Genomic DNA, 12,964 nt, shown 5'->3' on the forward strand with positions numbered 1-12,964 from the left:
TCAGCCCCCGAACATCCGTCGCAGTCGAGTCTCGGGTGTCGCGAATACGTGCAGCAGCAGCTCATCGTCAGCATCGATGACCAGCGAGCCGGGCGTCGCCGAGAGCACACCGGTGATCAGTGCCGCCCGCCCCGCTCGCCGCCGCGCATCGGCTTCCGCGTCGAGTTCGTTCTCCTCGAACCTCCCGACCGGCCTGCCATGCGCGGCGATCGACAGGGCGGCCCAGCTATCGCGCACGATCGCGCTGGGGAGCGCGGCCAACAGCTGCGGAATCTTGTCCGGCGGTCGCCAATTGCCCTGCACCGCGATACGTCCCAGACGACCCGCCCAAGCAGCGGGTAATGCGAGCACGACGGCCGCGAGCAACTCTTGGAGACTGAACGTGGTCAGCGTCGCCAGCCACAGCAACACCAGCACCGCCCACCAGCCGAGGACTTCCGCCGCCGCTGCGATGCGCCCGCTCATTTGTCGTCTTCTCGATGCCAGTCCCGCACCGCATCACGCGCCCGGTCGAATATCGCCAACGGCGGACCGGCCAGCAGATTCGCCAGCGCGGATTCCCCGGTCTTCGGATGCGGACGGGTCGGCGCGACCGCTTCGGCGGCCCGCACCGAACCCGCCATCCGCTCCAATTGATGCGCCGAAAACTGTTGGCGCAATAGGGCGAATTCCTCGTGCTCCTCGCGGCTGGCATGGTCGATCACCGCCTCGGCGAATTCGGCCAGCTCGGCATCGAAATCCGGATGGTCGACACCGAGGTCGTAAAGGTTGGCCAGCGCGCGCTTGGCGTGGTTCTCCTCATGCCGGCGCTGTCCGACCATCTGGTCCGCCCCGAAACGGGCGCGGGCGGCGACCGGGTGCACGGCCTCCGCTTCGGCGCTCTCGTGCACCGCGAGCAACCGGACCAGTTCCTTGAACAGCTCCGACTTATCGCCCTGCCCGGACTTCAGTTGGGCGAGTAAGCCTTTGATCTGCCTATGTTGTGCCATCAGCAGATCGACGACGTCCTCGGTCGATGGCAAAGTCATGATGACGAATTCCGATGCGGCACGAATTCCTGCAACTTGGTCTTGGTGCCCTGCCACATCAGATGCCAGCCATCCGGATCGCCGCGCATCACCGCCTCGGCGGTGTCCTTCATCTGCTCATAGGTCGCATGCGGTGGAATCGGCGGCACCTCGGGATCGCAGCGCACATCGAGCAGTACCGGACGATCCGCGCTCAGCGCCTGCCGCCACGCGTCGGCGAGATTCTCCGGATCGTCGATCGCGATCGACGGCAGCCCCATACAGCGCGCCAGATCCGCGTAGGAAGTCTCCGGAAGTATCTGTGACTCTTCGAATTTCGGAGCGCCACCCATGGCGCGCAGCTCCCAGGTGACCTGGTTCAGATCGTTATTGTGGAAGACACAGATGATCAGCCGCGGATCACTCCACTGCCGGTAATAGCGTGCGATGGTGAGCAGTTCGGCCATTCCGTTCATCTGCATGGCGCCGTCACCGACCAACGCGATCGCCGGCCGTTCCGGATGCGCGAATTTGGCGCCGATGGCATAGGGCACGCCGGGTCCCATGGTCGCCAGGGTGCCCGACAGCGAGCCGCGCGTACCGATGCGGAATCGCAGGCAGCGGGCGTACCAGTTGGTGGATGAGCCGGAGTCCGCGGTGACGATCGCATTATCCGGAAGCTGTTGCGACAGTTCCCAAACCACGCGCATCGGGTTGACCGGCTTGGCCTGCAACATCGCCTGCCGCTCGACTGTCTCCCACCAGCGGGACACATTCTGCTCGATCTTCTCCCGCCAGGAACGCTCCTCCTTGCGGCGCAGCAGCGGAACGAGTTCGGCCAGTGTGGCTTTCGCATCACCGACCAGATTCACTTCGGTCGGATAGCGCATGCCGATCATGGTGCCGTCGATATCGATCTGCACGGCGCGCGCCTGACCGAACTCCGGCATGAACTGGGTGTAGGGGAAATTCGACCCAACGATGATCAGCGTGTCGCAGTCGCGCATCATTTCATAGCTCGGCCTGGTACCGAGCAACCCGATCGACCCGGTGACAAAGGGCAGGTCGTCGGGCAGCACATCCTTGCCGAGCAATGCCTTCGCCACACCCGCACCGGTGATTTCGGCGAGTTCGACCACCTCGCGCGCGGCCGAGCGCGCGCCCTGACCGACGAGCACCGCGACCTTCGATCCGGCGTCGATGATCTCGGCCGCGCGTTCGATCTCGGGATACGGTGCGACCACCGTCGCGGTCAACGCATGTGGTGGGCTGGAGGGCACCTGCTTGAACTCGTGTTCGGGCGGTTCGTAGGGTTCTTCCTGCAGATCGGCGGGAATGATCACGGCGGTCGGCGAATGCCGGGTCATCGCCGTGCGAAACGCCCGGTCCAGCGCGTTGGGCAACTGGCTCGAGACATTGACCTCGACCAGATAATCACTGGCGACATCCTTGAACAGGCTCTGCAGATCGACTTCCTGCTGATAGCTGCCGCCCATGGCGCTGCGCGCGGTCTGACCGACGATCGCGACGACCGGGACATGGTCGAGTTTGGCGTCGTAGAGGCCATTGAGCAAATGGATCGCGCCGGGTCCCGAGGTGGCCGTGCAGACGCCGACCTTCCCACTGAACTTGGCGTAACCGGTGGCTTGGAACGCCGCCATTTCCTCGTGTCTGGCCTGCACGAATTGCGGTTTGTTATCCGCGCGACCGAAAGCGGCGACCAGACCGTTGATGCCGTCGCCGGGGTATCCGAAGACTTGGTTAACGCCCCACTCCCGTAGTCGTTGCAGGACGTAGTCACCAACCTGTTGTTTCATGAGGATCTCCTGTAGGTATCCGGGTTGGTCAGACGGGTGATACCCAGCGAATGGGCAGGCAATCAGAGGGTGTGCCGCGCGCCGAAGTGGGTAGCCGCACTGTGCCGAGAGGAGGGGTGCCGAATGATTGATCTCCCGCTGACGCGACTCGCGGCCGAACTCACTGAGCAGGTCTCCGGGGAAGTACGTTTCGATCCCGGATCCAGAGCCACGTACTCCACCGATGCCTCGAACTATCGCGCGGTACCGCTCGGCGTGGTGCTACCGCACACACCGGACGATGCGGCCGCGGCGATCGCGGTGTGCCGCGAGCACGATATGCCGGTGCTCTCGCGCGGCGGCGGCACCAGCCTGGCCGGTCAATGCTGCAATGCGGCCGTGGTGCTGGATTGGAGCAAGTACTGCGATCGGCTGATCTCGGTCGACACGGCGGCCCGCACCGCGATCGTGGAACCAGGGATCGCACTGGACCCGCTGAATGCGCTGTTGGCGCGGTACGACCTGATGGTCGGCCCGAAACCTTCGACGCATGTCAGCTGCACGATCGGCGGGATGATCGGCAACAACTCCTGCGGATCTACCGCGCAGGCGTACGGGAAGATGGTCGATTCGGTGCGGCGGCTGGAAATCCTGACCTACGACGGGTTACGGGGTTGGGTCGGCGCGGATTCCCCGGATGAGTTTCCCGAACTACTCGACGGCCTGCGGCGGATCCGCGATGAATACGCGGCGGATATCCGCGCGCACTACCCCGATATTCCGCGCCGGGTGTCGGGCTACAACCTCGATTCCCTGCTGCCGGAGCACGGCTTCGATCTCGCGAAACTACTCGTCGGCAGCGAGTCCACGCTGGTAACGGTGCTGCGTGCCGAAATCCAACTCGTGCAACGCCCGAAAGCGGTGGCACTGACCGTACTCGGCTACCCCGATATCTACGATGCCGCCGATGCGGTGCCGATCGTATTGCAGCACAACCCGACAGCGCTGGAAGGTGTCGACCACCGACTGGTCGATCTGGAACATATCGAACATCTGGCCGCAGGTGCCATCGCACAGTTGCCGGACGGAAAAGGTTGGCTGATGGCGCAATTCGAGGGTGCCGACCAGGACGAAGCCGACCGACGGGCCCAGGCGATGGTCGAGAAAGTGACCATGAAAACCGGTGCGACCTCGACGATGATCGATGATCCCGCACGAGAGGCGGAAATCTGGATGGCCAGGGAGGCAGGCCTGGGCGCCACGGCCTATCCGCCCAACAGTCCGGAAACCCATGAGGGTTGGGAGGATGCCGCGGTACCGCCCAACCGGCTCGGTGACTATCTGCGCGACTTCGAAAGTTTGCTCGACGATTTCGATTACCAGTCGTCCTCGCTGTACGGCCACTTCGGCCACGGCTGCGTGCACACCCGCATACCGTTCGATCTCCGTAGCGCGGAAGGCATTTCGAGGTACCGCAGCTTCGCCGAGCAGAGCGCCCAGTTGGTGACGCGGTACGGCGGATCGCTGTCCGGTGAACACGGCGACGGTCAGTCGCGCGGCGAACTGCTGCCGATCATGTTCGGCGATCGGGTCGTCGAGGCATTCGGCGCGGTCAAACATCTCTTCGATCCACGCAACCGGATGAATCCCGGCAAGGTCGTACACCCGCGACCACTGGATCAGGACCTGCGCCAAGGCGCGGACTATCGGCCGTGGAATCCGGTGACCCACTTCACTTTCCCGGAGGATGACCATCGCTTCAGCGTGGCTGCCGCGCGCTGTGTCGGCGTCGGCAAGTGCCGCGGTCACGAGGGCGGTGTGATGTGCCCGAGTTACCGGGCGACCAGGGAGGAGGAACACTCCACCCGCGGCCGCGCCCGACTCCTGTTCGAAATGCTCCAGGGCGAGGTGATCACCGATGGCTGGCGCTCCACCGAGGTGCGCGATGCCCTCGACCTGTGCCTGGCCTGCAAAGGCTGCCGCAGCGACTGCCCGGTCGATGTCGATATGGCCACCTACAAGGCCGAATTCCTCTCCCACCACTATGAACACCGCGTCCGGCCGATGGCGCACTACTCGATGGGCTGGATTCCGATGTGGGCCCGGCTCGCCACCGCCGTGTCCGCACCGGCCAACGCGCTGGCTCAGAGCCGGGGCCCGGGTGGGCTGCTCAAACGTCTCGGCGGCGTCGACCCGCGCCGGGACCTACCGCGCTTCGCCCGCGAGCGCTTCACCGAGAAGTTCGCCCGTCGCACACCGGACGAGCGCGGCCACCGTGGCCGAGTGCTGCTGTGGCCCGACACCTTCACCAACAACTTCGCCCCCGAAATAGCCGAAGCCGCGGTGACGGTACTGGATGCGGCCGGGTTCGAAATCGAAATACCAAGGCGCACCGTGTGTTGCGGTCTGACCTGGATTTCCACCGGCCAACTCCCCACCGCGAAACGAGTACTGCGCCGAACCCTGCGTCAGCTCGAACCCCAATTGCGCTCTAGCACCCCCATCGTCGTGCTCGAACCCAGCTGTGCCGCCGTCTTCCGCTCCGATCTCACCGAACTACTCGCCGGTGACGAAGACGCCCACCGCTTGGCGAATCAGGTCCGCACCCTCGGCGAAATCCTCACCGAACAGGCCGACGACTGGGAACCCCCGCGCATCGACGCCCACGCCATGGTCCAACCACACTGCCACCAGCACGCGATCCTGCACTATGACGCCGACCAGAGGCTTTTGACCGCAACCGGACTCGACGTCGAAGTACTCGATGCCGGATGCTGCGGCCTGGCCGGAAACTTCGGCTTCGAACGCGGCCACTACGACGTCTCGGTAGCCTGCGCGGAAGACAAACTGATGCCGACCATCCGCAACCGCGACCCCGAAACCCTGGTCCTGGCAGACGGTTTCAGCTGCCGTACCCAAATCGAACACCTGCAACCGCAAGCCCGACCGCAGCACGCGGCACAAGTCCTCGCCGAGGCGCTGCGCCGCGAGTGAATCAGTCGGTGTCGAACAGCCGATCGGCGCGCGGAAGCCGGCCGATGGTGTTGGAGATCTGGGCGACCAGGGCCCAAGGGCGCTGGGTGTCGGTGGTGGCCTTGCCGCTGGTCAGGATCGCACCGGCGAGTCCGCGGGTGGGGTCGGCCCAGCCGTATTGGGTTGTCAGGCCACTGCGGCCGAAGTGCGACTGGGTATTTCTCCCGAACTTCGAGCGACGAGCACCCAGCTCGAAACCAGCGCGGCTTACGCGTCCGGCCAGGCCTGGTAAGCGTGGTGCGGGGCGGATCGCTTCGCGGAGGGTTTCGGGCTCGATGATCCGCACACCGTCGAGTTCGCCGCCGCGGGTGAGGATTTCGTAGAAGCGAGACAGTTCGTAGGCGGTCGTGACGATATTGCCCGACGGCAGTTCGGCGGTCAGGAAATCCCGATTCGCGGACTTGGCGGTCGCACCGTCCATCCGCCCGCCGAGTGCCTTGCGCGCCAAAAGTATCGACATTCGTGACGGCGGCGGGCCGGTCTTCACACTGGGCACGACCTTGTCGACATCCTCGGGACAGACCCCGAAGTTGTTCCAGCGGAAGCCCAATGGTTCGAGTACCTGTTCGGCGAGATGTTCGCGCATCCGCTTCCCGGTGGCCCGCTGCACCAGCAGCCGTTGGATCAAACCGCCGGTCAACGCGTGATAGACACGGAATCGACCGGGCCGCCAACTCGGCACCAGATCGGCCAGCCCCTGTACGGCCAACTCCTCGTCGAGCACCAACTCGACGCCCTTGTACGGCGGCGTAATGAACGGCACACCCGCCGAATGCGACATCACATCGCCGATGGTGATCGCATCCTTGCCGTGTGCCGCGAATTCCGGAATGTATTTGCACACCGGATCATTCAGCGCGAACGCACCCTGTTCGACCAGCATGAACATCAGCGTCGCCGATACGCCCTTGGCGGTGGAGAACCCGCAGAACAGCGTCTCCGGCGTCGCGAGTATCTGCTCCGCATCCGGACCGTCTTTCGGCGCATTCCCCCAGCCGTGCCCGATCGCTCGGTTCAGCACGACCTTCCCGTTGCGCCGCAGACAGGTCTGAATAGCGGGCGTCGTCCCCATCCGGTACCACGCCCGCACCGATGTCCACAGCGCCGCGACATCCGCGTTCGTCAACCCAGCATCGGCCGGATCGTCCTCGTGCCCGACTGTCGTCACCGCGTCCAGATCATCGGCGACGGTCACCAACGTGCCAGGGACCACCTTCATTCGGCCAGCATATCGACGCTGATCTCGCCGCCGATCGAGCCCACGCCGCAGTGCTGGTTTCGCGCGGCGAGCCGGGGTACTCGGCTGGCAGGAGGTGTGACATGCCAAAGGAATGGAGCAATAAGCAGGAACGGCAGTACGAGCACATCAAGGACTCGGCAGAGGACCGGGGCGAGAGCCAGAAGCGGGCGAAGGAAATCGCCGCGCGGACGGTCAATAAGAATCGCGCCCAATCCGGGCAGTCGAAGACCGCCAGCCGTTCCTCGGTAAAGGATAAGTCGCCACAGCAGCGCGGTGGGCAGCGCTCGGGCCGCAGCGGTCCGAAGGGCCCGACCCGCGACCAGCTGTACAACGAGGCCAAAAACCGCAATATCAAGGGCCGCTCGAAGATGAACAAGCGTCAGCTCGCGCGGGCGCTCGGCAAGGACTGAGACCGAGATGGCCGTGCCGGGCGCCGCGGAGTTCGTGCCGCCGCACGCGAGCCTCGCCGAATTGCGGCAGGCCTCGTGCGGCTGCCACGGCTGCGATCTCTACCGGCACGCCACCCAGACGGTTTTCGGAGAAGGCCCGGAAAACGCAGACGTGGTCATGATCGGTGAGCAGCCCGGCGACCAGGAGGACGTGCGCGGACATCCGTTCGTCGGCCCCGCCGGGCGGCTGCTCGACCGTGCGATCGCCGAGGTCGGGATCGACCGCGACCGGATCTATGTGACCAATGCGGTGAAGCACTTCAAATTCGAGGAACGCGGTAAGCGCCGTATCCACAAACAACCCGGACGCACCGAAATCGTCGCCTGCTCGGCCTGGCTCGACGCCGAGTTGCGGGTCATCGGGCCACAACTGGTGGTCTGTCTCGGCGCGATTGCCGCAAAGGCCGTGCTCGGTCCCTCGTTCAAGGTCTCCGAGCGGCGGGGAGAGCTCATCTCGACGCCGGATTACGCGGTGCTAGCGACCGTGCACCCGTCGTCGGTGCTGCGCGCGCCCGATCGCGACGAGGCCTACACCGGATTCGTCGCAGACTTGAAAAGGTTGCGAACGGTCTGCGGTGGTATACGGCCGATGTGACGGCCGAAAATATCACCCGGCCGCATGTACTGCGCGAATACGCATTCCTCGCGGACGGCGAGCGCGGTGTGCTGGTCGGTCCACGTGGTGACTTCGCCTGGATGTGTGCACCACGTTGGCACAGCGACGCGGTTTTCGCCGCGCTGGTCGGCGGGGACGGCGCGTATTCGGTGACACCGTGCGGGCGGTACGTGTGGGGCGGGTATTACCAGACGGGCACCCTGATCTGGAATTCGCACTGGCTGGTCGGCTCCTCGGTGATCGAATGCCGGGAGGCGCTGGCCTTTCCTGGTGATCCGCATCGGGTCGTGGTGCTGCGCCGGATTGTCGCGGTGCACGGCGATGCCGAGGTCGATGTGGTGCTGCGGCCCGCCGGGCAGTTCGGCAAGGCGAAGGCAAGTGACCTGCACCGTACCGACGACGGGTTGTGGCTCGCGCGCGTCGGTGACCTCGCATTGCGTTGGACGGGTGGGGCGGCCGCGTCGGTCCGCGACGACCGCGGCTGGACCGATCGGATAACGCTGCGACAAGGCGAGATTCATGATCTCGTCCTCGAATTGTCCGATATCGCACTGCCCGACGAACCGCCGGATCCGCACACCGCATGGGCACAGACCGAATCCGCTTGGCAGCGTGGGGTGCCGAAGCTGGGCCCGTGTGCCGCGTCCCGCGATACCGCACAGGCCTACGCGGTCATGCGCGGTATGACCAGTTCCACCAATGGGATGGTCGCCGCGGCCACCACCGGCCTGCCTGAACGCGCGGACCTAGGCGAGAACTACGACTACCGCTATGTGTGGATCCGCGACCAATGTTTCGCCGGTCAGGCGGTGGCCGCCGACGGCCCACATCCATTGTTGGACAATGCGTTACAGTTCGTGGGCGAACGACTGCTCGTCGATGGGCCCACGATACTGCCGGCGTATACGGTCACCGGCCAACCGATCCCGGAGCCGAGCAACCTGGACCTACCCGGGTATCCGGGCGGTCGTACCGTCGTCGGCAACCGGGTGCGCGATCAATCCCAACTCGATGTATTCGGCGAGGCTCTGCTCCTGTTCGCCGCGGGCGCGCGGCACGACCGGCTCACCGAGGACAGCCGCAAGGCGATTTCGGTGGCCGTCGCCGCGATCGCCGAACGCTGGCGTCGACCGGATGCGGGCATCTGGGAAACCGAGGACCGGCACTGGACGCATTCCCGGCTGGCCTGCGTCAGCGGTCTGCGCGCGGTCGCCGCCATTGCCGATACCGGTGCCGACCCCGTGTTCTGTACGGCACTGGCCGACACAATCATGGCCGAAACCGCCCGCACCAGTGTGCATCGCGGCGGCGCGTGGCAGCAGGCCCCGGATGCGGCCGGTGTTGACGCTGCCCTGCTACTGCCTGCCATCCGCGGCGGCGTACCTCTCGACGATCCGCGCAGCCTCGCCACCTATCGGGCCGTGGAGCGCGAATTGTGCACGGATTACTACGTTTATCGCTACCGCCACGACGAGCAGCCGCTGGAGACGAACGAGGGCGCGTTCCTGTTCTGCGGATTCATCATGGCGATCGCGGCCGCCCAACTGGGACACCATGTTTCGGCGGCACGCTACTTCGAACGCAATCGCGCGGCGTGCGGTACGCCCGGATTGTTCGCCGAGGAATTCGATGTCCGGCAGCGTCAGCTGCGCGGCAATATGCCGCAGGCCTTCGTGCACGCGACGCTTTTCGAATCCTCGATCCAGCTCACCCGATTCGGCGACGACCATGAGTAAGGAGTTGTGATGAGCTTCGAACCCCGAGTAGTGGTGATCACCGGGGCGAGTGCGGGCATCGGTCGCGCGGCCGCGCGCGAATTCGCTTCGAGCGGTTGCAAAGTCGCGCTGCTCGCCCGCGGCGATGCCGGACTTGCCGCCGCGGCCGATGATGTGCGCGCCGCGGGTGGTGAGCCGCTGACGATTCCGGTCGATGTCGCCGATTACGCGGCGGTCGAGGCCGCGGCGACGCGGGCCGAGGAGGTGCTCGGGCCCATCGATGTCTGGGTGAACTCGGCCTTCACCTCGGTATTCGCCCCCTTCGAGCAGATTGCGGCCGCGGAGTTCCGGCGGGTCACCGAGGTCACCTATCTCGGTACCGTGCACGGCACCATGGCCGCGCTGTCGCGCATGCGGGCGCGCGATCGCGGCGCTGTCGTACAGGTCGGCTCGGCGCTCGGCGCCCGCTCGATTCCACTCCAGTCGGCGTATTGCGCAGCCAAACATGCGATCAACGGGTTCACCGAATCGGTGCGGGTCGAGTTGATGCACGAGGGCAGCAATGTGCACATCACGCTGGTGCAGGCCCCCGCGGTGAATACCCCCCAATTCTCCTGGGTGCTGTCGCGATTGCCGAAGCGGCCACAGCCGGTGCCGCCGATCTACCAACCCGAGATCATTGCGCGCTCGATCGCCTTCGCAGCGAAACATCCTGAGCGCAAGGAGTATTGGGTCGGCGCGAGCACAACGGGGACACTGCTCGCACAACGGCTCGCGCCCAGCCTGCTCGACCGCTATCTCGCTCGCACCGGCTACGAGTCGCAGCAGACCGATGCCGACGCCGACGCACGGGCCGACAACCTCTGGGAGCCGGTCGACCGGTCCGGCGGACATGACTTCGGTGCGCACGGCGAGTTCGATGATCGTGCGCATCGGCGCAGTACGCAGGCATGGTTGAGCCGTGGGCTCGAGTCATTGGCCAGCGGGTTACGTCGGCATTAGGGCGCTCTGGTCGGGCTGCGCGCGAACACGAGAAAGACGCGATTAGCCGAACCGAGCGCGGGTATGGCGCACATATGGTCCCGACGATCGACCAATTACTCCACGCGCTCACCCGCGCGGTGAATACGCTGGTGGATGCCGATATCCGCTTCGCGGTCGCGGGGGGTTGCGCGGTGTACGCGCGCGGCGGGCCCGCATCCGAGCACGATGTCGACATCTTCATCAAACCCGCCGACCTGTCAGAGGCCCGCAGCGCGCTGACCCGCGGCGGCTTGCGGGTCGCCGATCCGCCTGAGGACTGGCTGACCAAGGTCTATGACGGCGGTGTCCTCATCGACCTGATCTACCGGCCGAACAATCGACCAGTCACCGACGAATTACTCGATCGAGCCGACATGATGCGCATCGGCCCGACGATGGCGCCGGTGATCAGCGCGAGCGACCTGATGATCGACAAATTGCTGGTCTTCGACGCGCACCGACTGGACCTGAGCCCGCTGCTGACGATCGCACGCGATCTACGCGAACAGGTGGAGTGGGAACGGGTGCGCAAGGAAACCGACGTTTCGCCGTATGCCCGAGCCTTCCTCGGGCTGCTGGACGATCTCGGAATAATCGAGTCGAAGCGGGTGGTGTGAATGGAACAACCGCAATATCTGGTCGCACATCTGCGCCGGGCGCTGGCAGAGGATCCGCGCACCGCCGAACTCGGTGTACAGGTGACCATCCGTGGCGATGTCGTCGTCCTCGGCGGCGAGGTGAGCAGTATCGAACGCAAGCTGCAGATGGAAAACGTGGTGCGCGAACAGCTTCCACGCGCCCGCATCCACAACGACGTGCACGTCACGCCGCCATGCGCGCCGGGGGCCGCCGAGGCGCTGGCGGACTGACACCGGAAAAGGAGGGCGGCAGATGCGGATCGCGGCAATCGGTGACGTCCATCTCGGCGCCGAGTCGGGCGGCGAACTGCGCCCGGCGCTGGCGGAACTGTCCGACCGCGCCGATGTGCTGCTGCTAGCCGGTGATCTCACCCGGCACGGCACGATCGAGGAGGGCCGCGTCGTGGCCGCGGAATTCGCCGATCTCGGTGTTCCGGTCGTCGCGGTGCTCGGCAATCACGACCATCACAGCGACGCACAGCACGAGATCACCGCCGAGCTCACTGATCACGGCATCACCGTACTGGAGGGCACCGCGACGAAATTCGCGGTCGATGGACACACCCTCGGCATCGCGGGCACTAAGGGCTTCGGCGGTGGCTTCGCGGGTAAATGCGCGAGCGTCTTCGGCGAACGCGTGATGCGTGAATTCGCCGCGCACTCCGTCGACCTCGCGGAGATGCTGCGCGAAGCGCTGGCGGGCCTGCACACCGATATCACCATCGCGCTGACCCACTACTCCCCCATAAGCGACACCCTGCACGGCGAACCGCGCGAAATCTACCCGTTCCTCGGGTCCTATCTGCTCGGCGAAACCATCGATGACCAGCACGCCGACCTCGCGATCCACGGGCATGCGCATGCGGGTATCGAACGCGGCACCACACCGGGCGGCATCCGGGTACGCAATGTGGCCTTACCGGTGGTGCGCACCGCCTATGTCGTCTACGAGCTGAAGCCGGAAACAAAAGAATAATAAGGAGTACCGATGCCCTCGATCGGATCCATCGCCACGCTGACCGCGGCGACCGTGGCGGCTGCCCTGCTCGCCGCCTGCGGCGGCAACGGCCCCCTGGACCCGGCGGTGCCCGCCACCCCGACCTCCCACCCGAATATCACCATCACCTTCTCCTCCCCCGGCAGTTCCGCACAGGTGCCCAATCCGGACGAGATCACCCCGACAGCGGCAAAACAGCTGTGCGACATGCTCGAACCAGAGGTCGACCGGTGGCGCACCGAGGGTGCCCAGCTCGGCAAGCTCGGCTTCAACGGCACAGTGCACGATTGGGCGGCCCGCAACGGCGGCCTCAATGACACCGTCCTGAAGGACCGGGCGATCGTCGATCGCATCACGACCACCCAATGTCCGGACGTCCGGCAAAAGGTGCTCGACGCACTGAATATCAGCACCCTCGCCGACGGGCTCGCAGGCTTCGGCCGCTGAGCG

13 protein-coding genes are annotated in these 12,964 nt (G+C 65.4%); 9 read left to right on the forward strand and 4 right to left on the reverse strand.

All coding sequences use genetic code 11. From position 1 onward, the window contains the following. From AB0J47_RS24910 to AB0J47_RS24920, 3 genes are read right to left on the reverse strand one after another with little or no spacing between them, the layout of a single operon-like run. The gene (locus AB0J47_RS24910; RefSeq protein WP_364350435.1) at positions 1–465 is read right to left on the reverse strand and encodes a Na+/H+ antiporter subunit E; all 465 of its coding nucleotides are present in this window, start codon (positions 463–465) and stop codon (positions 1–3) included. Then, positions 462–1,028 (reverse strand): hemerythrin domain-containing protein, encoded by a 567-nt coding sequence (locus tag AB0J47_RS24915; RefSeq protein ID WP_364350438.1) that lies wholly within the window; start codon positions 1,026–1,028, stop codon positions 462–464. The genes AB0J47_RS24910 and AB0J47_RS24915 overlap by 4 nt, the downstream gene beginning before the upstream one ends. Continuing rightward, the gene (locus AB0J47_RS24920) at positions 1,025–2,824 is read right to left on the reverse strand and encodes a thiamine pyrophosphate-requiring protein (protein ID WP_364350441.1); all 1,800 of its coding nucleotides are present in this window, start codon (positions 2,822–2,824) and stop codon (positions 1,025–1,027) included. Before AB0J47_RS24920 ends, AB0J47_RS24915 begins: the two co-directional genes overlap by 4 nt. Positions 2,825–2,947: 123 nt before the next feature. Here AB0J47_RS24920 and AB0J47_RS24925 point away from each other — a divergent pair, with 123 nt between their 5' ends. After that, a complete protein-coding gene (locus tag AB0J47_RS24925) occupies positions 2,948–5,797 on the forward strand; it encodes an FAD-binding and (Fe-S)-binding domain-containing protein (RefSeq protein ID WP_364350444.1) in 2,850 nt (949 codons plus the stop codon). A 1-nt stretch (position 5,798) separates the two neighbouring features. Here the strand turns inward: AB0J47_RS24925 and AB0J47_RS24930 are convergent, their stop codons facing one another. Next, on the reverse strand, positions 5,799–7,055 hold the full coding sequence (locus AB0J47_RS24930) for a serine hydrolase domain-containing protein (RefSeq protein ID WP_364350447.1): 1,257 nt from the start codon (positions 7,053–7,055) through the stop codon (positions 5,799–5,801). Between the two features lie 101 nt (positions 7,056–7,156). Here AB0J47_RS24930 and AB0J47_RS24935 point away from each other — a divergent pair, with 101 nt between their 5' ends. From AB0J47_RS24935 to AB0J47_RS24970, 8 genes are all read left to right on the forward strand, one after another. After that, entirely contained in the window at positions 7,157–7,486 is a 330-nt protein-coding gene (locus tag AB0J47_RS24935; RefSeq protein ID WP_364350450.1) for a plasmid stabilization protein, read from the forward strand. Positions 7,487–7,493: 7 nt separating this feature from the next. Next, the gene (locus AB0J47_RS24940; RefSeq protein WP_364350453.1) at positions 7,494–8,120 is read left to right on the forward strand and encodes a UdgX family uracil-DNA binding protein; all 627 of its coding nucleotides are present in this window, start codon (positions 7,494–7,496) and stop codon (positions 8,118–8,120) included. Next, entirely contained in the window at positions 8,117–9,877 is a 1,761-nt protein-coding gene (locus tag AB0J47_RS24945; RefSeq protein ID WP_364350456.1) for a glycoside hydrolase family 15 protein, read from the forward strand. Before AB0J47_RS24940 ends, AB0J47_RS24945 begins: the two co-directional genes overlap by 4 nt. 9 nt (positions 9,878–9,886) lie before the next feature. Then, positions 9,887–10,858: an SDR family oxidoreductase gene (locus AB0J47_RS24950; RefSeq protein ID WP_364350459.1), complete on the forward strand. Its 972-nt coding sequence runs from the start codon at positions 9,887–9,889 to the stop codon at positions 10,856–10,858. A 74-nt stretch (positions 10,859–10,932) separates the two neighbouring features. Then, a complete protein-coding gene (locus AB0J47_RS24955) occupies positions 10,933–11,496 on the forward strand; it encodes a hypothetical protein (protein WP_364350462.1) in 564 nt (187 codons plus the stop codon). Beyond that, a complete protein-coding gene (locus tag AB0J47_RS24960) occupies positions 11,497–11,748 on the forward strand; it encodes a BON domain-containing protein (RefSeq protein ID WP_364350465.1) in 252 nt (83 codons plus the stop codon). A gap of 22 nt (positions 11,749–11,770) precedes the next feature. Then, positions 11,771–12,493, forward strand: a complete 723-nt coding sequence (locus tag AB0J47_RS24965; RefSeq protein WP_364350468.1) for a metallophosphoesterase — start codon at positions 11,771–11,773, stop codon at positions 12,491–12,493. Positions 12,494–12,505: 12 nt separating this feature from the next. Then, complete coding sequence (locus AB0J47_RS24970) at positions 12,506–12,961, forward strand: hypothetical protein (protein ID WP_364350471.1); 456 nt, start codon at positions 12,506–12,508, stop codon at positions 12,959–12,961. Positions 12,962–12,964 lie beyond the last annotated feature (3 nt).

The organism is Nocardia sp. NPDC049737, from assembly GCF_040674755.1.
Lineage (GTDB): Bacteria > Actinomycetota > Actinomycetes > Mycobacteriales > Mycobacteriaceae > Nocardia.

Coding starts and splice junctions, on each gene's coding strand:
- AB0J47_RS24910 (WP_364350435.1), bottom strand. CDS start 465: ATGAGCGGGCGCATCGCAGCGGCGGCGGAAGTCCTCGGCTGGTGGGCG.
- AB0J47_RS24915 (WP_364350438.1), bottom strand. CDS start 1,028: ATGACTTTGCCATCGACCGAGGACGTCGTCGATCTGCTGATGGCACAA.
- AB0J47_RS24920 (WP_364350441.1), bottom strand. CDS start 2,824: ATGAAACAACAGGTTGGTGACTACGTCCTGCAACGACTACGGGAGTGG.
- AB0J47_RS24925 (WP_364350444.1), top strand. CDS start 2,948: ATGATTGATCTCCCGCTGACGCGACTCGCGGCCGAACTCACTGAGCAG.
- AB0J47_RS24930 (WP_364350447.1), bottom strand. CDS start 7,055: ATGAAGGTGGTCCCTGGCACGTTGGTGACCGTCGCCGATGATCTGGAC.
- AB0J47_RS24935 (WP_364350450.1), top strand. CDS start 7,157: ATGCCAAAGGAATGGAGCAATAAGCAGGAACGGCAGTACGAGCACATC.
- AB0J47_RS24940 (WP_364350453.1), top strand. CDS start 7,494: ATGGCCGTGCCGGGCGCCGCGGAGTTCGTGCCGCCGCACGCGAGCCTC.
- AB0J47_RS24950 (WP_364350459.1), top strand. CDS start 9,887: ATGAGCTTCGAACCCCGAGTAGTGGTGATCACCGGGGCGAGTGCGGGC.
- AB0J47_RS24955 (WP_364350462.1), top strand. CDS start 10,933: ATGGTCCCGACGATCGACCAATTACTCCACGCGCTCACCCGCGCGGTG.
- AB0J47_RS24960 (WP_364350465.1), top strand. CDS start 11,497: ATGGAACAACCGCAATATCTGGTCGCACATCTGCGCCGGGCGCTGGCA.
- AB0J47_RS24965 (WP_364350468.1), top strand. CDS start 11,771: ATGCGGATCGCGGCAATCGGTGACGTCCATCTCGGCGCCGAGTCGGGC.
- AB0J47_RS24970 (WP_364350471.1), top strand. CDS start 12,506: ATGCCCTCGATCGGATCCATCGCCACGCTGACCGCGGCGACCGTGGCG.